The sequence below is a fragment of the Sphingobacterium lumbrici genome (genome assembly GCF_006476045.1).
Lineage (GTDB): Bacteria > Bacteroidota > Bacteroidia > Sphingobacteriales > Sphingobacteriaceae > Sphingobacterium > Sphingobacterium lumbrici.
The window spans coordinates 25166-45304 of the sequence record NZ_SRZY01000023.1 but is presented as its reverse complement, the minus strand read 5'-3'; the positions used below and the strand labels follow the sequence as shown (position 1 = coordinate 45304).

Annotated in this window: 18 protein-coding genes; 9 read left to right on the top strand and 9 right to left on the bottom strand. The window is 38.8% G+C overall.

The features are described 5' to 3' along the window. Nucleotides 1–10: 10 nt before the first annotated feature. On the top strand, nt 11–1756 hold the full coding sequence (locus E4F24_RS05600) for an OmpA family protein (RefSeq protein WP_140937686.1): 1746 nt from the start codon (nt 11–13) through the stop codon (nt 1754–1756). A 141-nt stretch (nt 1757–1897) separates the two neighbouring features. Here E4F24_RS05600 and E4F24_RS05595 read toward each other — a convergent pair whose 3' ends face one another. Beyond that, a complete protein-coding gene (locus E4F24_RS05595; protein WP_140937685.1) occupies nt 1898–4447 on the bottom strand; it encodes a CHAT domain-containing protein in 2550 nt (849 codons plus the stop codon). Between the two features lie 5 nt (nt 4448–4452). Beyond that, a complete protein-coding gene (locus E4F24_RS05590; RefSeq protein ID WP_140937684.1) occupies nt 4453–6459 on the bottom strand; it encodes a PKD domain-containing protein in 2007 nt (668 codons plus the stop codon). Nucleotides 6460–6540: 81 nt separating this feature from the next. Here E4F24_RS05590 and E4F24_RS05585 point away from each other — a divergent pair, with 81 nt between their 5' ends. Further along, nucleotides 6541–7113: an RNA polymerase sigma factor gene (locus E4F24_RS05585; protein ID WP_140937683.1), complete on the top strand. Its 573-nt coding sequence runs from the start codon at nt 6541–6543 to the stop codon at nt 7111–7113. A 27-nt stretch (nt 7114–7140) separates the two neighbouring features. Continuing rightward, nucleotides 7141–7860 carry a hypothetical protein gene (locus tag E4F24_RS05580; protein WP_140937682.1) on the top strand — a complete coding sequence of 240 codons (720 nt, stop codon included), beginning with the start codon at nt 7141–7143 and terminating at the stop codon, nt 7858–7860. A 4-nt stretch (nt 7861–7864) separates the two neighbouring features. Here the strand turns inward: E4F24_RS05580 and E4F24_RS05575 are convergent, their stop codons facing one another. From E4F24_RS05575 to recJ, 3 genes are all read right to left on the bottom strand, one after another. Then, on the bottom strand, nt 7865–9382 hold the full coding sequence (locus tag E4F24_RS05575) for a GH3 auxin-responsive promoter family protein (protein WP_140937681.1): 1518 nt from the start codon (nt 9380–9382) through the stop codon (nt 7865–7867). Between the two features lie 22 nt (nt 9383–9404). Continuing rightward, nucleotides 9405–10139, bottom strand: a complete 735-nt coding sequence (lptB, locus tag E4F24_RS05570) for an LPS export ABC transporter ATP-binding protein (RefSeq protein WP_136901566.1) — start codon at nt 10137–10139, stop codon at nt 9405–9407. 324 nt (nt 10140–10463) lie between these two features. Beyond that, entirely contained in the window at nt 10464–12164 is a 1701-nt protein-coding gene (gene recJ / locus E4F24_RS05565; protein WP_140937680.1) for a single-stranded-DNA-specific exonuclease RecJ, read from the bottom strand. A 115-nt stretch (nt 12165–12279) separates the two neighbouring features. Here recJ and E4F24_RS05560 point away from each other — a divergent pair, with 115 nt between their 5' ends. Next, complete coding sequence (locus E4F24_RS05560; RefSeq protein ID WP_140937679.1) at nt 12280–13062, top strand: MBL fold metallo-hydrolase; 783 nt, start codon at nt 12280–12282, stop codon at nt 13060–13062. Nucleotides 13063–13119: 57 nt separating this feature from the next. Here the strand turns inward: E4F24_RS05560 and E4F24_RS05555 are convergent, their stop codons facing one another. Further along, nucleotides 13120–13689: a YceI family protein gene (locus E4F24_RS05555; protein WP_181182383.1), complete on the bottom strand. Its 570-nt coding sequence runs from the start codon at nt 13687–13689 to the stop codon at nt 13120–13122. 394 nt (nt 13690–14083) lie between these two features. Between E4F24_RS05555 and E4F24_RS05550 the strand changes: the two genes are divergently transcribed. Further along, on the top strand, nt 14084–14563 hold the full coding sequence (locus E4F24_RS05550) for a cation:proton antiporter regulatory subunit (RefSeq protein WP_140937677.1): 480 nt from the start codon (nt 14084–14086) through the stop codon (nt 14561–14563). Nucleotides 14564–14570: 7 nt separating this feature from the next. Beyond that, nucleotides 14571–15875: a cation:proton antiporter gene (locus tag E4F24_RS05545; protein ID WP_140937676.1), complete on the top strand. Its 1305-nt coding sequence runs from the start codon at nt 14571–14573 to the stop codon at nt 15873–15875. On the opposite strand, the gene E4F24_RS05540 is transcribed toward E4F24_RS05545, so the two are convergent. Further along, complete coding sequence (locus E4F24_RS05540) at nt 15872–16201, bottom strand: metal-sulfur cluster assembly factor (RefSeq protein ID WP_140937675.1); 330 nt, start codon at nt 16199–16201, stop codon at nt 15872–15874. The genes E4F24_RS05545 and E4F24_RS05540 overlap by 4 nt on opposite strands. Beyond that, complete coding sequence (locus tag E4F24_RS05535) at nt 16198–17268, bottom strand: glycosyltransferase family 4 protein (protein WP_140937674.1); 1071 nt, start codon at nt 17266–17268, stop codon at nt 16198–16200. The genes E4F24_RS05540 and E4F24_RS05535 overlap by 4 nt, the downstream gene beginning before the upstream one ends. Nucleotides 17269–17396: 128 nt before the next feature. On the opposite strand from E4F24_RS05535, the gene E4F24_RS05530 reads away from it, so the two are divergent. Both E4F24_RS05530 and E4F24_RS05525 read left to right on the top strand, forming a co-directional pair. Further along, a complete protein-coding gene (locus tag E4F24_RS05530; protein WP_140937673.1) occupies nt 17397–18374 on the top strand; it encodes a polyprenyl synthetase family protein in 978 nt (325 codons plus the stop codon). 79 nt (nt 18375–18453) lie between these two features. Then, the gene (locus tag E4F24_RS05525; protein WP_140937672.1) at nt 18454–19230 is read left to right on the top strand and encodes an amidohydrolase; all 777 of its coding nucleotides are present in this window, start codon (nt 18454–18456) and stop codon (nt 19228–19230) included. A 14-nt stretch (nt 19231–19244) separates the two neighbouring features. On the opposite strand, the gene E4F24_RS05520 is transcribed toward E4F24_RS05525, so the two are convergent. Beyond that, on the bottom strand, nt 19245–19580 hold the full coding sequence (locus tag E4F24_RS05520) for a hypothetical protein (protein WP_140937671.1): 336 nt from the start codon (nt 19578–19580) through the stop codon (nt 19245–19247). A gap of 114 nt (nt 19581–19694) precedes the next feature. On the opposite strand from E4F24_RS05520, the gene E4F24_RS05515 reads away from it, so the two are divergent. Next, a complete protein-coding gene (locus E4F24_RS05515; RefSeq protein ID WP_235891158.1) occupies nt 19695–20135 on the top strand; it encodes a MarR family winged helix-turn-helix transcriptional regulator in 441 nt (146 codons plus the stop codon). Nucleotides 20136–20139: the final 4 nt, after the last annotated feature.

The window sequence follows — 20139 nt, the reverse complement described above, 5'->3', positions numbered from 1 at the left end:
ACTAAAAGGTATGAAAAGAATTTTACTCGCTTTAATGTTAATTGGATTTACAATTTTAGCACATGCACAGGACAATCGTTCCAAGGGTGATCTGCAAATAGGTGTACAAGGGGGTGCTAGTATTCCCATTGGAACATACAAATCAGTAGGTGAAGCCAAAATAGGCTACTTTTCCGGTTTTTTTCTCGACAAATATTTTAATGGTAACACATTTGGTATAGGTTTGGATGCACGTTATTTATCATACGGGGCTGCTAAGAAAGATACCATGTTTTTTACCAATGGCTATCTGAGTACAGATTATAAAAAGAACAAATTTGTCCATTATTTTATTGGGATAGGACCTACCTATAAATATGAAAAAAATCGATTTCAATTTGAAGCCTATGTAAAAGGGGGTGCCATGCAGCAGTATTTTCCCGAATATACCCGATCGCTCTATTACGAAGATGCGATGTTATTTCCGTTTACCATGGATATAAAAGCTACAGCTAATGATTCGACGAATAAAGCAATGAGCTGGGCCGGGGTCGGAGGCTTGCGGTTTAATTACAAGTTGTCAACGCACGTTGCACTCTTCGCCAATGTGGACTATTTACAGTCCTTTGGAGCTAAATTTGCAGGCAAAAGCAGTCAGTTTACTGTAGAAGAGTATGTTGAATATAGTCCTATTGTTGCAAGCACAGAGGTTAAGCACTTTTTAGACCATTACGAAGAGCGAAAAGTAATGACTTCTACACTTCACCAAAGTGTGAACTTAGGTATGGGGATAAAATACATTTTTGGAACAAAAACAACACCCAAAGTTATAGAACCCGTTCAGCATTATGACGATCTCGTAAAAGGAGTAGATAAGGGACTTCAGGTTGTGGTGAAGGATAAACAGACAAACCTGGCATTGAGTGGTGTGACGGTATCTGTGAAAGGGCCAAACGTGGAGGAAAGATCAATAAGTGATGCAAATGGTCAGGCAGCACGTATCTCCGCTCTAATCCCGGGAAGATATGAAATAATAGGCGAGAAGAACGGAATAAAAACGCCATTGCTTGCGTTGACGGAAGAAGATTTTAAGACTCCTGCCAGCATCCTGTTCAAAGAAATTTACCACGATGATCCACGCTTCACATTAATTGGCGAAACATTTGATTGTGCGCTCGAAAAAAATACTTCAGGAGTCAACACAGTATTAACCAATAGCAACTCAAAAACGAACGTTTCTCAAATATCGGATGGCGAGGGTAAATTTATTTATCAACTGGAGCAAAATGGAGAGTTCTCTGTCGTAGCACATCAAGCCGGAAAATATTCACAGACGGAAATCGTGAGTACAAAAGGTTTGGATCGCAGTCAAACGCTCTATGTGACATTGAAGTTAGGTGTCTGTGATCTGATAGCCGGAGGCGAATGGGTGTTAAAGAATATTCACTACGATTTTGATAAGAGCAATATCCGTCCGGATGCTGCAATTATTCTTGATAATGTCGTTTCTATACTCCAACAGAATCCGACATTACGTATCGAACTATCATCGCATACCGACAGTAGAGGCAATGATGATTACAATCAAAAGCTATCTCAACGAAGAGCTGAATCTGCAGTACAATATCTGATTAGCCGTGGAATTGCAAAAGACAGATTGGTGGCAAAAGGATACGGAGAAAGTAAGTTGATGAACCACTGTAGTAATAATGTCAATTGTTCTGAAGAAATGCACGAACAAAACCGGAGGACTGAAATAAAAATACTGGCGCTATAGGAGCGAATTTTGACGATTAACTAATTAAATATATACTATTATGAAAGATGCGAAATATATCGGAAGAACAAAGAAAAAGCCACCGGGATTGATTAGATTTATTATCGGATATTTTATTTTTCTCTATAAAATATCCCGACCCTAGAATTTTGATCTTATACGCCAAAAAAACAGCAGTATAATTAGAGATATTGCCAATATACTAGAATAAAGGAATAGGTTTGAAGATTTCTTCAAGCCTATTTCATTGTTCACTCCGGCATAGTTGATGTTTGCCCAATACCAGGGGTTCGCTTGTTTGTCGGAAGCCGTAGCCAAAAAAAATCTTTTTGCCTCTCCCAGTGCCTCCATTGGAAAGCCTATATGATATAATTGTTCGTAAAAAGAGGCCGTAAGGGATAACATCATTTCATCATTTGCAAACCAGTAGGTGGAAATGACAGACGGAACACCTCGGCTTAAAAACACCCGATGTATGCTCTCCGTTCCTTCCGAAGGCAAGGGTTTTCCCGTTCCGGTGTTGCAGGCAGACAGAAAAACCAGTGGCGTATTCATTTCATAGTACGAAAGCTGATTGGTCGAAACCCGATTTTTAAGATAGATATATGGATCTTTATCCCCTTCCAAGATCGCATGTGCTGCAATATGAATGACATTTAGGGAAGAGAATTCTTCGGACAATACCGAATCATGCTGCCTTTCGGGGTTTATTATTCGGGATAGAAATTTATCGGCTATATTTTTTACTTCCTCTTTTACGAAATGGAGACTTGGTAGCGGCTCCTGATATTCCGACCGATGTAAGATAGAAATAGGCGTGGATAAAACCTTGTTATTGGGGAGAATGTCAAAGAGCAAAAAAGAATTGAGATAAGAAAAGTTATGCTTTTTTAGCAGAAAATCGGAATCCCATAACGCATCAAAGGGCAGTCCGTGAAATACACCATCTAGCGACAGGAAAATATTAGCCTTTGCACGCGCGATATCCGGGAGAAGGTATTGTGCTATTTTACGAGCAGCTGTTTGGTAATTAGATGGAGATAGATTATAGGCATTCGGTGTGTCGCCAAAATACGATTTTTTGAATTCTTCAATGGTAGTAATAAAGTTTTTATCATGCAGTTTTTTGTAGGTAGTTTTCTTATTTAACAGACCTAAAATTGTGACACTACTGTCTTGGTGCATAAAATAGCTGTAATAATCAGCACCTTGTTTGCGAAGTTTTTCCATAAATTCATACCGAAGGGACGGTGAACTTATTTTTTCGAAATAGTTTTCTGAGAGCTGAAACTCCAGTAATAAGTTTTTTATCCGTTTTTCCAGTCTTTCTCGCTGGTTGTTGTCTTCGAGCCCACCCAGGTCTTGATACGATGTGCGGATAATCCGGATAGCCTGTTGCAGCTGCTGATTCTGTGAGTCCCATTTCTCCGAACGGTTAATCTCGGTGATTAGCATTCTGGCTTTGCCCAGTTCTATGCACCATAGCATTGTTTCCTGTACAGCTTGGTTATTTGGCTCTTTTTTTAGTTTGACTTCACAAAGTGCCATTATACTCTCGATGAGGTTTTTATGCCAGATGTTATTTTTTAACTGATTCTCTTTGCTTACAATAAGCTGTTGTGTACGGTAGTCGTTTTCTATTGCCCATTGATAATAAGCGATAGCCGAATCTATCTTGTTAAGTTTAGCATAGCAATCTCCAATTTTACCCAACGCCTGTGTGTACGTATAATCTAATTGATATTTATTGGTGTCAGAAAAATAGGTTAACACATTTTTATAATTGCTAAGGGCTCTGTCGGAGTCATTACGGGCGTAGTAAATAGTTGCGAGTTCAAGTTGTAGTTTAGCTTTTTCTCTAAATTTGTGCTGAGGAAAAGTGTTTTCCAATAGTTCTAAGGATGCTTCAATAGGCTGTTTGCTGGATGACAAACGGCCCGCCATACTGAGTGCATTGGTATACCATAAAATGGAATCGCCTGTCAATGTCATCTGCTCAAATTCCGCCAAGGCTTTTTGATTGTAGAGTTTACAGCTATCAAGTTTGTCCTCGCTCCAGTATATAGAGGTTAATGTGTTGTATAATAACGGTTTTAAAGGTACATCGGATTGTAATGTGTTTAAAATAACAGATTTTGCTTTTTTGGGATTATTATCATAGACGTACGCGTTGGCTAGATTATTGATAAAGGAACTTAATTTTTTTGCCGTTTTAACGGTGCTGATGGCCTGTTCCAAAAGGGAAATCGCTTTTTTATTGTCATCAATACGTATGTATAGATTCGCCAATGGCATAATAATATCATTGTCGATGTCAACATCTGTTAATGTATAGATCTTTGTAGCCTGTAATGCTTTTTCATAGTACCTAATACTTTGTAGGATATCTGCATGTTCCCGTAGTTGATACCCCATATTGGACAGGACATATACATACAATTCCTGTTGATATGAGGTCTTTGGGTTGTTTGGTATATTGTTGTAAAACGAATCCGGATGGTGAATAAATTTTTCAGGGTGCTCCTCTACAATATCAGCTAATTGCTCGAATACTTCATCGGTATCAGCATCGTTTTTACTGCTGATAAGAGGATTCAGACTCTCTGCCTTTGCACTATCGTGGGGGTTCTGTTTGGGCGTGCAAGCTCCCACCAACAATAAAAAGCATATACCAATTCGTATTAACTTCATTACCGCTAAAATCTCCAGATACCATAAACACCCGCAGTCGCTTTTTGGTGTGTATCGTACGATACCCGAATACCGAGAGCCGGACCGAGATACACCCGGCCAACATTGATATCCCAAAACGGATTAATCTTAATCGGACTCATTGCATCCTTTTCGACCTCCTGCGGAAGGACGATCTGGCCATTTACCCCATTTGCATTTTCAGTATTATAGGTAATTGATTCCTGATTCTTGAGATTGAAGTCGGTGCGAAGACTGACTCCTGCTCCGGTGGACAGGAAGCCGTTAATATTGAATCGGATCTGTACAGGTACCTGTACCGTCATAAAATCTTTTTTGCTGTTTATCGTGTACGCATTATATTTAGCCTCGGTATTCCTTCCATTGTCATCGACGTACTGAATGACACCCTCGGCAGCGGTTAAAGGGTGCGTGGCTTCTTCTTTAAAATAAGAGGTGTACAGCTCTGCTTGCCAGTATGGTTTTCGGTATGGGGCTATTGGTGCTATCCCTATCCCTATTTGAATCCCGGGTTTAAACTTGTATTGAATATCATTTCCGGAGGGTGTGCCGAATGTGCTGCTTGCTCCAACGGTTACCAATGGAGAAAATACCTTTCGGAATCGGGAGGTAGCATTGTTCGTTTTAATCGGCGGATTTTTGTCAAAGTATATATTGGTATAGGATTTGAAAGCTTTGTTTTTTAATTTTTTATCCGTTTGTACGGTAAACAGAATGAAGCCTTTGGTGCTGTCCTGATCTGTAATATCGGGCGCACCCGTACCAGGCAGCGAAATGTCCTTAAAATGAAAGATCAAGGTGCCATCTTCTTTAATGTCATATTGATAGCATCCCCGCATGTTGGCTGTTAAACAGGAGTCGCATTGTGGATAGAGAGCCTGCAATTTAAAGGTCTTTAGATCTACTTCTTCGGGTAAAAACATCTCCAGGCGTATGTTTTTGGCATCACCTTCGCCATCATTTTGAAACTGTACTTTGTAGGTTAGTTCTTTATTCTTTTTTTGAAAGCGATAATTCATACGAGCCGGGCGGATAGACATTTTGTTCGGATCATGTGATTTTACAACAGGTACATCCACCTGATGTACGTTAGCAATTCCATCCTCCGGTATAAAAATGCCGGTAATCGTCACAATAGCATTTGTATCCACCAGCATATCTTCGGTGATATCCAGGTTTATAAGTGTGAATTGTGTTTCGCTTTGACTTCCGTCAATTTCATAAGTGGCTAAGCTATTATACGCCATGCGTAAATCAGAAAAGTAGGTTATTGCTTCATTGGACGATGCGAAAGCCATCTCTTCTTTGATTCCGTAATCCGGACTTCCTGTTTTTGTAAATGTAGATTGTTTTACATTCGCCCAAAGGCTGTTTATTTCCTTATGCTGCAATGCGCTGTCTATTTTTTCATTGTAATACTTGCTTTGTCCGGCTAAAACAAAGCCATCCAGCCCTGCTATTTTTTCGTTTGTTAGGAGGAGTACCTTCCCTTTTTTGCCATTGGTATTTACACCGACTACCAGCGCCATATCCTCTCCGGGTTTTGCATCCGAATTTTTAAAGAGTTGAAATACGCCATTGGACGTAAAGAAACTTTCTTCGAAAGGAGAGGGGGAAGGAGCCAAAGATGCGAGAGCCGAATTAACAGTTATTTTTTTCTTAGGTCTTTTTGGTTTTCTCCCATCATCATAATTGTTTACCGCATATACGGTAACCTCATAATCCCCGGCTTTTTGGTACTGATGGATGGGCTCTGCCGCCGTGCTGAAATGCCCGTCTCCGAAATCCCAAAGATAAGTGTAGAACGGTACTCTACCTCCAGGAACCTGCACAAGTGGCCGCAGCTCCGATTTAAAGGCTATTTTATGGTCTACAATCTGGGAGTGAATAACGCTAACGAAGGTGTCCTGTTCGATCAACGATGAATCAATTTGAGCCCCGGCTATATAGGGGATTAAAAATAGATATAAAGCAAGATACCAAAACTTCATAATTAATAGGGGAATTAGGTATCTAAAATAATTAAAATAATCTAATTATGCTTATTTTTACTGAAGATAAGCCAATTAACAATGCATGTAGATCAACAATATCTCGCCTATTTAAAACATAATGATAGAACGGGCATTGATAAAATATATAAAAACTATGCAAAAAAGATAGTTTCTATGATTGTGTACAATAGTGGTACAGAAGATGACGGCTATGATATTTTGCAAGAGGCTTTGGTCGATATCTATTATATGACTAAAGATAAAGATTTCCAGCTCACCACTTCGTTCAAAAATTTCTTATTGATGGTTTGTAAGCGCAAATGGCTCAATGTTCTGAAGAAAAAGCAACAGATGTGGGTAACAAAATCAACGGAAGACTTATTCCATATTGAGGATGAATCAGCAAAGGAAATAGCCGAATCTGTCCAACAGGTTGAAAAGGAAAATATGGTGATGCAGCTATTGGATACCTTAGGAGCGCGGTGTCAGGAGATTATTCGACGTTGTATGACCGAAAAGCATCAGGAACAGATTGCGGAGTCCCTTGGTATTACGTACGCTTATCTTCGTAAGAAAAAAAGTGAATGTATGGCAAGTCTGATATCCAAGGTTAAGGCACATCCTTACTTTAATGGGGATACAGATTTTTAAGATAATAAGTTGATTTTAATGAACTAGATGATGAAAACGAGCGAAGAAAAAATTCAGGATTATATAGACGGACTCTTACAAGGCGAAGAATTGCTTGCTTTTGAACAAGAACTTGCCACTGATCCACAATTGAGCGAACAGCTCAATTTGCACAGGGAGGTTCAATCGATTCTCGCACGAAGAATGAGTAGCGATGCAGATGAACTGCGAAATAATCTTCATGAGGCAGCAACTGCTCATAGACGCTCGGAGGGCAACAATAAATCAAAATCGCTGTATAGAATTCTAGTTCCTATATTGGCTGCCGCCTGTGTATTGGTCGTTTTCAAGTTTTTTTCCGGCACATCATCTACACTTTATCAACTTCCGATCATGGAATCTGAAATTGTAAGAGGAGCGGGGGAAGCCGGAAAATATGAAGATGCGGTGAGGCATTTTAATAATCAATCTTTTGACCAGGCACGAGACATTTTGGATCAACTCATAAATAGTGACCCGTTAAATGTACAATATAAGTATTACCATGCGTTGACCTACTATGGCGAAGAAAACTGGGGTGAATCGATTGCTAAATTAGAGGCTATCGCTGAGGGTGAGTCGGTATTCGCAAGGGAAGCTACTTACTATTTAGCAGCAGCATACACAAAAGAAAACAAAAATGAGAAGGCCATCTTATTGCTTCAACATATTAAGTCAGATGATGAATTGGGAAGAAAGGCCAACAAATTATTGAAAGAGCTGCAATAGAAAATTAAGTGTTTTTCATGATTTGAAGCAAAGGATCTAAATATTCTCTGCTATTAGCAAGACGAGGGACTTTATTTTGTCCACCTAACTTGCCACGGGATTTCATCCAGGTGTAGAAGGTGTTAGTGGGCGCATTATGAATCAAAGGGGATTTTAATGCCATATTTTTATACCTTTTGGCATCGTAATCAGAATTGATTTCACGCAGGGTACTGTCTAGAATTTCACAGAATTGATTAAAATCATTCGGATGCTTGTCAAATTCGATTACCCACTCGTGTGCGCCAGCTTCTGCCTCTTTAAAATAAACAGGTCCGGCAGTATAATCTTTCACACAAGCTCCGGTTGCTGCACAAGCCGCCTCTAGTGCATGTTCGGCATTATCTACAATTACTTCTTCTCCAAATGTGTTGATATATTGTTTTGTGCGGCCTGATATTTGAAAGCGATATGGATATAAAGAGGTGAATTTGATAGTATCACCAATTTTATAACGCCATAATCCGGCATTTGTGGAAATAATCAACGCGTAATTTTTACCTAATTCCACTTCATCCAGCTTTAATGTTTGAGGCTCTTCGTCTTCTAGATTCTCTATGGGTAGAAACTCATAGTAAATACCATAATCCAACATCAATAACAAATCATCCGAGTCAGATTGGTCTTGAATACCGAAATATCCTTCCGATGCATTGTAATTTTCAAGATAATACATCTCAGTAGAAGGGATCAGTGTTTTAAATTGTTCTCTATACGGTTTGAAGCTCACACCGCCGTGACCATAAAACTCCAGATTCGGCCATACCTCCAATAAGTTGCTTTTTCCGGTAATATCAAGGATACGCTTTGCCATGACAATATTCCAAGTAGGGACACCTGCTAAACTGGTCACATCCTCTTGAATAGTAATCTGTGCAATCTGTTCGATTTTTTCTTCGAAATTCGGATTTAATGTAACTTCTAATTGTGGCGTTCGCTTGAATTCGGCCCAAGAAGGTAGATTACGGATTAATATGGACGATAGATCACCATAATATGAATCCGGACTGAAATTGTTGATTTGAGATGATCCGCCGATAACAACAGTTTTTCCTGTAAATAATTTATTGTCAGGTTTGTTGTGGCAATATATCGAAAGCATATCTTTTCCGCCCTGATAATGACATTCTTCTAACGCTTCTGTACTAACAGGAATAAATTTACTTCTATCGGATGTGGTACCGGATGATTTCGCAAACCATTTAATATCCGAAGGCCACAGGATATTTTGTTCTCCTTTTATCATCCGGTCTACATATACCTTGATATCGTCATAGTCCTGAATGGGTACACGTCGTTTAAACTCTTCGGGGGTGAAGATACTTTTATAGTCGTATTTTTTACCCCATTCAGTCGCTTCAGCGGTTGATATTAAACTTTGAAACCATTCTTCCTGTACATCGTGAGGATACTTCATGAAGAGCTCTATCTGATGAATGCGCTTTTTCATAATCCATGTGAACAGTGAATTTAGTATGGCCATAGGTAAATCTATTCAAAAATAATTATAGTTTTTTTCGACGTAGGACGAAATTTTGTCCGAGATAAAATTTTCTCGCCAATTCACTGTCTGCAATTTCTTCGGGAGTACCCGTAAGCATGATTTTTCCTTCTGTCAACAAATAAGCCCTATCGGTAATAGATAAGGTTTCCTGTACATTGTGATCGGTAATCAATACCCCAATATTCTTTGCTTTCAATTTAGCAACGATGGTTTGGATCTCTTCTACCGCTATCGGATCGACACCAGCAAAGGGTTCATCCAATAATATGAAATGAGGGTTAGCACCAAGAGCCCGCGCGATTTCAGTGCGCCGACGCTCCCCTCCTGAAAGAAGATCTCCACGATTTTTGCGTACCCGGTGTAAGCTGAACTCTGTCAATAATTCTTCTAGTTTAGCTAATCGTTCTTCTTTATTGGGATAATGTATTTCCAGAACAGCGAGAATATTATTTTCAACGGATAGTTTTCGAAAAACCGAAGCTTCCTGTGCAAGATATCCAATTCCCTTCTGGGCACGTTGGTACATAGCGTCCTTGGTGATTTCTTCATCATCCAGGTACACATGGCCATCATTGGGTTTGATCAATCCAACGATCATGTAGAACGATGTGGTCTTTCCTGCCCCGTTAGGGCCAAGTAGTCCCACTATCTCACCTTGTTCCACATGAAAAGATACATCATTCACAACCGTACGTTGCTTATATTTTTTGATAAGATGTTGCGCTTTAAGTATCATCTAGTATTGTTCGCTTTGGATGCAAACTTAGCAAAGATTTCCATTATAGAGAAATCTTTGCGATTTACCTTCAGTGAGCTCGCCTGCCCTACGGGAGGCGGGCAAGCTCGGTTCTCATCCACCTTTGAAAACGAAAGACTTCGGATGAAATTTACATAAGTTTTTTTGAACTCCATACAGTCTCTTAAAAATTGAGATCGTCTCCGCATACAATGTTTATTCTTGTCGTAACAGCTGTGTAGGTTTTATAATCACCCCTTACTCTTAAAAAAAACGAAAGAAGCTTAGCTGATATATATTGCCCATGCGAATTTTCGGATTATTTTAATATCGGATAGATTTGATATTTAATTGTAAATTCTTCTTTCCTCTCCAGTTATTTTCATCTACAGCGTAGCAAATATCAAATGGTTTACCGCTATTAATGTGGTCGATATGATCTGCCAACCCAAATCCAATACATTCAAAATTGGGTGAGTCTTCTTGATATACAACCATCTTAATATGATTGTTGCCGACAATATATGCCGGACCAATAGCTTTTACATTTGTAGATAGGAATATAGGGGAATCATTTTGAGGCCCAAACGGCTCGAATTGTTTTAAGATACGGTAAAACTTACTTTCGATTTCATCTAATGCTATTTCAAGTTCAATTAAAACCTCTTGTTGCAGCATTTCCGGTTTTATGGTTTTCTGAACAACCTCTTCAAATTTCTTTTGGAAAAGGGGGATGTTTTCTTCCCTCATCGTTAATCCGGCAGCGTATTTATGCCCTCCAAATTGTTCTAAGAGGTGACTACATTCGTTTAATGCTTCGTAAAGATCAAAACCTAAAACCGAGCGAGCCGAACCAGCGATCTGACCGTTGGTTTGGGTTAAAACAACTGTCGGGCGATAGTATTTTTCGGTCAGTCGCGAAGCAACTATTCCGATAACACCTTTATGCCAATCGGATTTATATAATACAGTAGACTTGCGAGATTGATTTATTTCACAATTATCAATAATAGCCAACGCCTCCTCTGTGATTTTAAGATCAAAGTCTTTGCGGATGTTGTTTTGATCATCTACTGCAACAGAATAGTTTACAGCTTCTTCAACGGATTTTGAGATCAACAGGTTAACAGCATCCTTTGCATGGTCAATACGACCTGCGGCATTTATTCTTGGCCCTATCTGAAATACAATATCATTTACAGTAAATATCCCAGTACGGTTTGTCGATAACCTGACCAAAGCCTGCAGACCCACACAGGGGTTAGAATTTAATTTTTTAAGACCAAAATGAGTTAAAATTCGGTTTTCTCCTGTAATGGGTACGATGTCCGAGGCAATACTAACAGCGACTAAATCCAGATACTGATAAGCCTGCTCCATATCCATTCCATTTTTTTTGATAAACGCTTGGATAATTTTGAATCCAATGCCACATCCTGATAATTCTTTATAAGGATACAGACAATCCGATCGTTTAGGATCCAGAACTGCTACCGCTTTTGGAATGGTGTCTGCGGGCAAGTGATGATCGCCTATTATAAAATCAACCCCTTTGCTAGTTGCGTAATCGATTTTATCTAAAGCCTTAATTCCGCAATCCAATGCTATGATCAATGAAAAATCATTCGCAGCAGCATAATCTATTCCTTGTACAGAAATACCGTACCCTTCACTGTAGCGATCGGGAATGTAAAACTCTATACGACTGTGAAATGTTCTGAAAAAACTATATACTACCGATACCGCAGTAGTGCCATCTACATCGTAATCTCCATAAATAAGAATCTTTTCATTATTGCCTATGGCTTTTTCAATACGGGTGATGGCAAGATCCATATCCTTCATTAAAAACGGATCATGCAGCGCCTCTAGTGTAGGTCTGAAAAACGTACGTGCTTGTTCGAAAGTTTCAATACCACGGTTCAGCAATAGCTTGGTGATAAGGGCGCTAATCCCCAATTCATCTCGTAATTTTTCAATTTTGTTGACATCATTATTAGATTTTAGTACCCACCTTTTTTGCATATCTTTGCACACTATTTACATGTAAATATACATTTTATAGCCTTAGCTACCTAATGTAGCAGCGGCGTATTTAAAGTTGTTTGGTGTAACTATCATATTTACAATATAATAAAAGATGATACAGGCACATTCCTTATTTGAGGGGTCTTTTTCAGTAGATGCCTCCAAAAAATTTGTCCCGTTTGATCCTGCCAAAGACGATGTAAAAGACAGGCCAGGGTCCTTATTTATACATGTTCACCCTTTTTTAATTGAGTCTGACCATGGGCTGCTATTGTGCGACACCGGATTAGGTCAACGTACGGATGAAGATGAGCTGGTGATTCATCACAATATTCGAAAATTGGGATTTGAACCAGGAGACATTAAGTATGTGTTGATGTCACATCTGCATAAAGATCATATCGGGGGGATGGTTGATTTTAGAAATGGTATAGGCCGGGTAGCTTTCCCTGAGGCAGAATATGTTATCCAACGTGGTGAGTGGGAAAATGCCTATAGCTCAGAGTCTGCTTCCTACCGTACTGAAGTTTTCGATGTATTGCAACGTAGCGGCAATCTTACTTTAGTCGAAGGAGAAGGTGTGTTGAATAAGGAGATCAGGTATCTGGTGAATGGCGCCCACACGGAGTTCCATCAAGCATTTCATATTGAAACGGGGGGTGAGCATTTCTTTTTCGGCGGAGATGTCCTTCCTGAGCCAGAGGAAATTTTTCGAAATTTCATTGCGAAGTATGATTTAGACGGTCGACTAGCACGTGATTTGAGGAAGCAGTATTGGGCAGAAGGAAGTGCCGAAGGTTGGGTGTATTTATTTTATCACTCCAAAAGCATATCCATCGGAAGGCCTGAACTTAAAGATGATGGGACATATCGGATCGTTGATGCTGCAAAATAAAAAATGTCCTCAAAAAATATCTAACTTTTTGAGGACATTTTACTAAGGGCTCTTTCTTTATTTTGTAGCTGTCAGCGATATATTCAATGTAAACTGATCTTCAATAGCCCTATTCCCTAAATCAGCAAAGAAACTACTTGACCGATATCTGATGTCATAATCCAGGCGGTTTACCTTGACGGTTGCCTTTGCTTCTACTTTAGTATCGTTTGCAGATAGAGAAGCCGGGAAAGAGATGTCTTTTGTAATCCCTTTAATCGTTAATTTACCTGTTATTATTGGCTCTTTTTTCGTGTGATCTATTTTGGTGATGACAAATGTTGATGTCGGAAATTTCTCGACATCAAAGAAATCTTCATTTTTCAAATGCCCCGTTAGTCGCTCAGCGTCCGTGCATTTTAGAGAGGGCATATCGATTACAAAACTACCCCCTGTAACTTTATTGTCAGATACGTTCACTGTTCCTTCTTTGATATTGATCGTTCCTTCGTGACCACCTACGACCTTCTTAGCGACCCAATTAATAGTCGATTTTGTTTTGTCAACCGTGTACGTCGCAGCTGATTGTGCAGTTGCTGTGAAAGTTACACAGTAAAATAGCAGTGTTATTAACGTTGTTCTTTTCATATTTTTATTTTTTTTAAGTAACTCGTTGTGCATTATACTTTTTAATTTGTCATCCTGACGCAGCAATCATTCATCTTAATGCAAACACAGATGAATAACGATCTAAACACTGCATTATTATCCAATTGTATAGATACAATGTTACATCAGCTCCATAACCGCCAACACGTTCCTAATGCCTGATACGCAGTCTGCAAGCCTCAGTACGACATTAAAACCGGCTATTGCATAGTAATGAATAACGGGTATTCGTTTTAAGTATGTAAAGATAGTTAATCAAAATTGTATTCTTTATGCCTTTTGCCTATTCGCATTTAATTTTTTGTAGATTTGTGTAATGGTATTGGATAAATCCCATGGTAATAAAAATATTATTTCAATTAATTATTGAGCTATGTCTATCGTAAGAGAGTCTGACCTCATTGGTATTGGTAAGAAGTATCAAATCGAAACTGAAGCCGGAGACCATATGGTTGTTGTAATTCATGATGATGGTCGTCGAGAACTGTACCGTCATGATGATGATGAAAGCGAAACGCACTGTGTTATGACCTTATCGGATGAAGAATCCCGTCAGGTTGCTGGTATTTTAGGAGGACTATCTTACAAGCCCAAAGCACTTGAAACTATTCAAGTCGCCTTGGATGATTTGCGTATTGAATGGTATAAAGTTGAAACGTCAAATGATGGGGTGAATAAAAGCATCGGTCAATTGGAAGTTCGTCAACGTACCGGGGCTTCGATCATTGCGGCTATTCGTGAGGATGAGACCACTATCAATCCAGGACCGGATTATGTCATTGTGCCTGGTACTACGTTAGTAATAGCTGGTAAACAAAAGAATATTAAACTGTTGAAAGAAATACTGCTATAGAAAATATATGACTCATATTATTATTTTAGAAATAGGAATTGCTGTATTACTTGTTGCTCTGGTTGGATTATTAGCTAACCGTCTTCGATTTTCTGTCATTCCATTTTTTATTGTAATAGGTATGTTGTTGGGAAATGAAGAGTACCCTACCTTCATTTCTAACTTTTTGGGTCAAGTTGATAATCCCTCGTTGACTTCCGGCTTTAATGTAGTCTGGTCATTTTTTACGTTCACCGAAAGCAAGCCTTTTATTGAGTTTATGGGGCGGCTTGGGGTTTTGTTTTTACTGTTTTATCTCGGCTTGGAGTTTTCTGTCGGCCGCCTTGTCAAATCCGGAAAATCAATCGTCACCGGAGGAGCACTCTATGTACTCATTAACTTTGTTTCGGGTTTATTCATTGGATGGCTGATGGATCTTCCTTTCAAGGAGCTGATGGTATTGTGTGGATTGATGACGAGTTCTTCTACGGCTATAGTTGCGAAGGTGCTGACCGATTTAAAACGGACAGCCAATGCTGAAACAGAAGTCATTATGGGGATGATTATGTTCGATGATTTATTTATCGCGATGCATATATCGTTTCTTTCAGGCCTGATTCTTACAGGAGGTACTTCGTTCGCCGCTGTAGCCGGAACCTCGCTTTTGGCCCTGGGTTTTATTCTTACATTTTTGATATTGGGAAGAAAGCTCATTCCTTTTATAGATAAATTGCTGCAAGACAAGTCGTCCGAATTATTTATCCTCATCATTTTTAGCTTATTATTTGTGATTGCAGGCTTTTCAGAGACCATTCATGTGGCCGAGGCGATTGGTGCTTTGATGGCAGGCCTTGTATTCGCAGATTCCAAATACATCAAAAAGATTGAAGCGATGGTATTGCCGTATAAAGATTTCTTTGGAGCTATGTTCTTCTTTAGTTTTGGGCTTTCTATTGATATCTACTCGCTGGGGGGAGCCATAGGATGGGCAGCTTTAGCAGCGATAGTTACGATAATAGGAAATGTTGCTTCCGGCTATTTTGCCGCACGTTTTTCAAAGTTGAAACCACGGACATCTTTTGATATTGGATTCACATTGTCGGCAAGAGGTGAGTTTTCTATTATTATGGCTAATATTGGAAAGGCCGGTGGATTACTTCCGGTGATACAATCCTTTGTCGTGGTATATGTGCTGATCCTTTCCATCGTATCTCCGCTCCTCACGAAGGAGTCCCGTAATATGTGGAATGGGTTATTTGGGAAAGATACACCCCCTTCCAAACCACAAAAAAGTCTTAGCGATTTGGAAGTAAGTGTGAAAGAAAGCTCTTAAAACAATCCCAAATCCAGTTTTGCCTCTTCTGTCATCATGTCTCTCGTCCATGGTGGATCAAAGGTGAGCTCTACCAACGATTCATTAATACCATCTATAGAAGCTACTTTACGTTGTACTTCGTCCATTATTTCACCAGCTACCGGGCAGCCGGGGGCGGTCAATGTCATCACTACCTTTGCGATACCACCTTCTTTTGTGATAATCTCGTATACAAGACCAAGATCGATGATGTTTGCAGGCTTTAATTCGGGATCGTACACGGTTTCTAATATCTCTCGGATCTGAGGTGCAAGACCTAGCCTATCCATTATAATTATACTCATCTGAATAATTTATAAATTTCACTTGTATTATTTGCCATTTGATGCATGCTGAAATTTTGCAGTCGCAATTTACCTTTTTCTACTAGCGTTTTTGTCAGGACTTCATCAAATAATACTTTTTCGATAGCCTCTTGTATGGATTTAACTTCATCTGGGTCAAAATATTCCGCCGCATCATGAGCAATTTCAGGGAAACAACTCGTATTACTCAAAACGATTGGGCAGTTTTGTCCAAAGGCTTCAAGTATGGGTATTCCGAATCCCTCATACAGAGAAGGATATATGAATAGCTTGGCTTTACGATATAATTGTAACATGGATTTGGAATCAACATTGGATAAGACCTGAACCTGATTACTGATTCGGAGGCGATCAAATAATGCCAGTTCGCCACTATGAAAAGGTTTTCCGGTGCAAATAATATGAAGAGAACGGTCATCCAGTAACAGGGGGCTAACCGCCAATATGAAATTCTTGAAATTTTTGTATCCCCCTCTGTCACCGACATAAAGTATGTAGTTCTCCTTTTCTTCCAAATGAGACACTTGATTTAGATCGTAACCATGATATACCACAGATATTTTCTGTTCTGGAATCGGATACAACTCCAATAAATCCTTTTTTGTATTTTCACTGACACATATAATATGATCTGCCCTTTGAATAGCTTGTTTTTTCAGTTGTGCGGAGCGATCGTATGCTGCGAATAATTGCGGGAATTTTTCATGAATAAGATCATGTAGGGTTATCACAACAGGTTTGCTTGTGTTAGCTACCTGGTAATAAGTAGGATGGTAAATGTCGTAGTCGTTTTGTTTAAGAAATTGACGATGCGTGATGTTGTTAAGGAAATAATATAAACGTCTTTTTATTCTAAAATTTTTAGGAAAATTGAAATGTTGGATATTGGATAAAGCGATTTCTTTTAAATAGATATTGTCAGAGTAGCACGGTGCCATTATACCATTATAATCAGGAGGGAGATGTTCTATTAGATTAGAAAAGTATTTGGAGACTCCACCAAATTTTTGCATGGTGAATACTTGATGATCATAATATATCTTCATACGGAATACGTTCAATAGTCTTTACAAACTTAGATAAAGTTCTTCTTTGTACGCAATATAATTCGTGAGTATATAAAATTAATTATATGCCCATAACTTATCGATTCTTTTAATATTTTTGTGTAGATATGAGTAAAATAACAATCTATCAAAATCTTCTGACAGAAGCAGTCGCAAAATCTTCCTTTCCGAGGTTTCCTGAAAACATATATGATCCTATCCGTTACATGTTATCGTTGGGAGGCAAGCGTATCAGGCCTATTCTTACCTATCTAAGCGCAGATTTATTCGGAACCAATGACATCAATAATGCTACACCTGTGGCTTTAGCCATTGAGTATTTTCATAACTTTTCGCTGGTACACGATGACATCATGGACAATGCCCCCTTGCGTCGAGGAAAGCAAGCTGTGCATAAAAAATGGAATGAAAACATAGCTATACTGTCTGGTGATGCCTTATTGGTAAAAGCTTATGAGCAGTTGGCTTTTGTGAAAGCCGAATATATACCGGAGCTCCTGCGTATCTTTAACAAATTGGCAATCGAAGTGTGTGAAGGGCAGCAGTATGATATGGATTTTGAGGCAATTGATTCGGTAACTCAGCATCAGTATATCGAAATGATTCGTCTTAAAACATCAGTTTTACTAGGTGGTGCATTGGAAATGGGCGCGATAATAGCAAACGCTACGCTGATGGATCGAGGACATATTTACAATTTTGGTGTCAATTTAGGGATAGCTTTTCAGTTGCAGGACGATATTCTGGATGTATATGGCGATCCATCTACTTTTGGCAAGCAGATCGCAGGTGATATCATTGCTAATAAAAAGACCATATTGCATATTCTGTTAAAATCTAAATTGGAGAACGATGATGTTCAGGAATTTGAGTTTTTGTCAACAGATAAGCGTATTACGTCCGATGACAAAATAACCCGGATGAAAAATTTGTATCAAAAATATCATGTCGTGCAGGAAGCAAGTGATTTGAAGGAAAAATATACCCATTCGGCTTATGAAAGTCTACAGAAAGTGGCCGTAGGTGAGTATCAGAAGAAAGAACTTTATAGTTTAGCTGATAATTTGATGCGACGTACACAATAATCTGGTTGGAATGATAGGATTTCGTTTTAATTTTATTAAATTGTAACAATAAATCATTGAAAAAACTGTTTTCATATAAATGGAACCTATAAAAATAACGATATTCCAAGCATACCTGTTTTGGGAGAATGTAGAAAAAAACCTTCAAAATCTGGCTTTGCGACTATCGTCGCTAAGAGAGAAAACTGATCTTATTCTTTTGCCTGAGATGTTTAATACAGGGTTTACCATGAACGTAGCAAAATGTGCGGAAAATATGGACGGTCCTTCTATGCGTTGGCTTTACGAAATGTCCAAGAAATTTGACTGTGTCGTGGCGGGGTCCCTTATTATTGAAGAAGAAGATAAATATTATAATCGTTTTGTATGGATGTCGCCCAACGGTAGTTTCGTCCATTATGATAAGCGTCATTTGTTTTGTATAGCTAAAGAAGATGAGGTGTTTACGAAAGGCAAATCCCGTATTGTTCTTCAGCTTAAAGGCTGGAAAATATGCCCGATGATTTGTTACGACCTGCGTTTTCCCGTTTGGTCACGTAATCAGGTAGACGGATATGATCTTTTGGTGTATACGGCTAGTTGGCCAGATACACGTTCTGCGCATTGGCGTACATTGATTCCGGCCAGAGCAATAGAAAATCAGGCTTTCGTGATCGGGGTAAACCGTGTTGGGTATGATGGAAATGAAGTTTATTATTCGGGTGGCTCCATGTGCATCTCACCGATTGGAGATGTCGTGTATTATAAACCTGAGGATGAAGATCTGTATACATTCACACTCAATCCGAAAGACTTGGAAAATGCACGAACTCAGTTCCCTTTTTTAAAAGACGGAGACAACTTTTCCATTTTATAGTGGGACAATAAATATTATTTATGAGGTCTATCTAAAATGGTTGCGTAAATTACAGCCTGTCTGAGATCAAATGCTGTAATTTCGTCTTCTAACGGTTGAACGGCTAAAGATTGTTTAGAGACATTCTTTTTTTCCGATTTATATTTTTGAATATGCGATACTTCCGCAGGGATTGATCCCATTGCGATTACAGGAGGAGGAGTTCGCATCGGTGGCACTTGAGCGGAAACAGGTGGTGTCGGAGTTCTGACATCACGTTTAGCCGTCTTCTCCATCTCCTTTTTATAATTGTTGTAGATATTATAAATAAGACCACCAACCAATACCAAAGTAATTAATATATTTTCCATTGAACTAAAGTTAAGAAATTAATTAAAAATATAAGCATAGGTAAAATAAAATTTGTATATTAAACTAATATTAGTTTAATATTGTATAGGTAACCTAAAACTTATTTATTAGAAATGACTAGTGATAACCTATTTGCAGAAGAGTTTTTCTCGTTTTTAACCGGAAAGGCTTCGACTGCTATGTCTCGAAGACTACAGCGAAATTTAAAAGAGAGCTCTCTAAATATTACCTCTGAGCAATGGAGCATCCTTTATTATTTGTGGAACGAAGAAGGGCTAACGCAACAAGAATTGGCTAATCTTACCTTTCGTGATAAACCCAGTATTTCACGATTAATTAACAACCTCGAGAAGATGAAGCTGGTAATCCGTGTTAACGACAAAGTAGATCGTAGAACCAATCTTATTTACCTGACGAAGGAGGGAAGGAAGATTAAAAAGGATTGTATGGCGCAGGCATCGCGCACTATCGTCGAAGCACTGGATAACGTTGACAGGGATAAGCTTAAAGATGCACAGCATATTCTGGAAACTGTATATCAAAATTTAAAATAAGAAA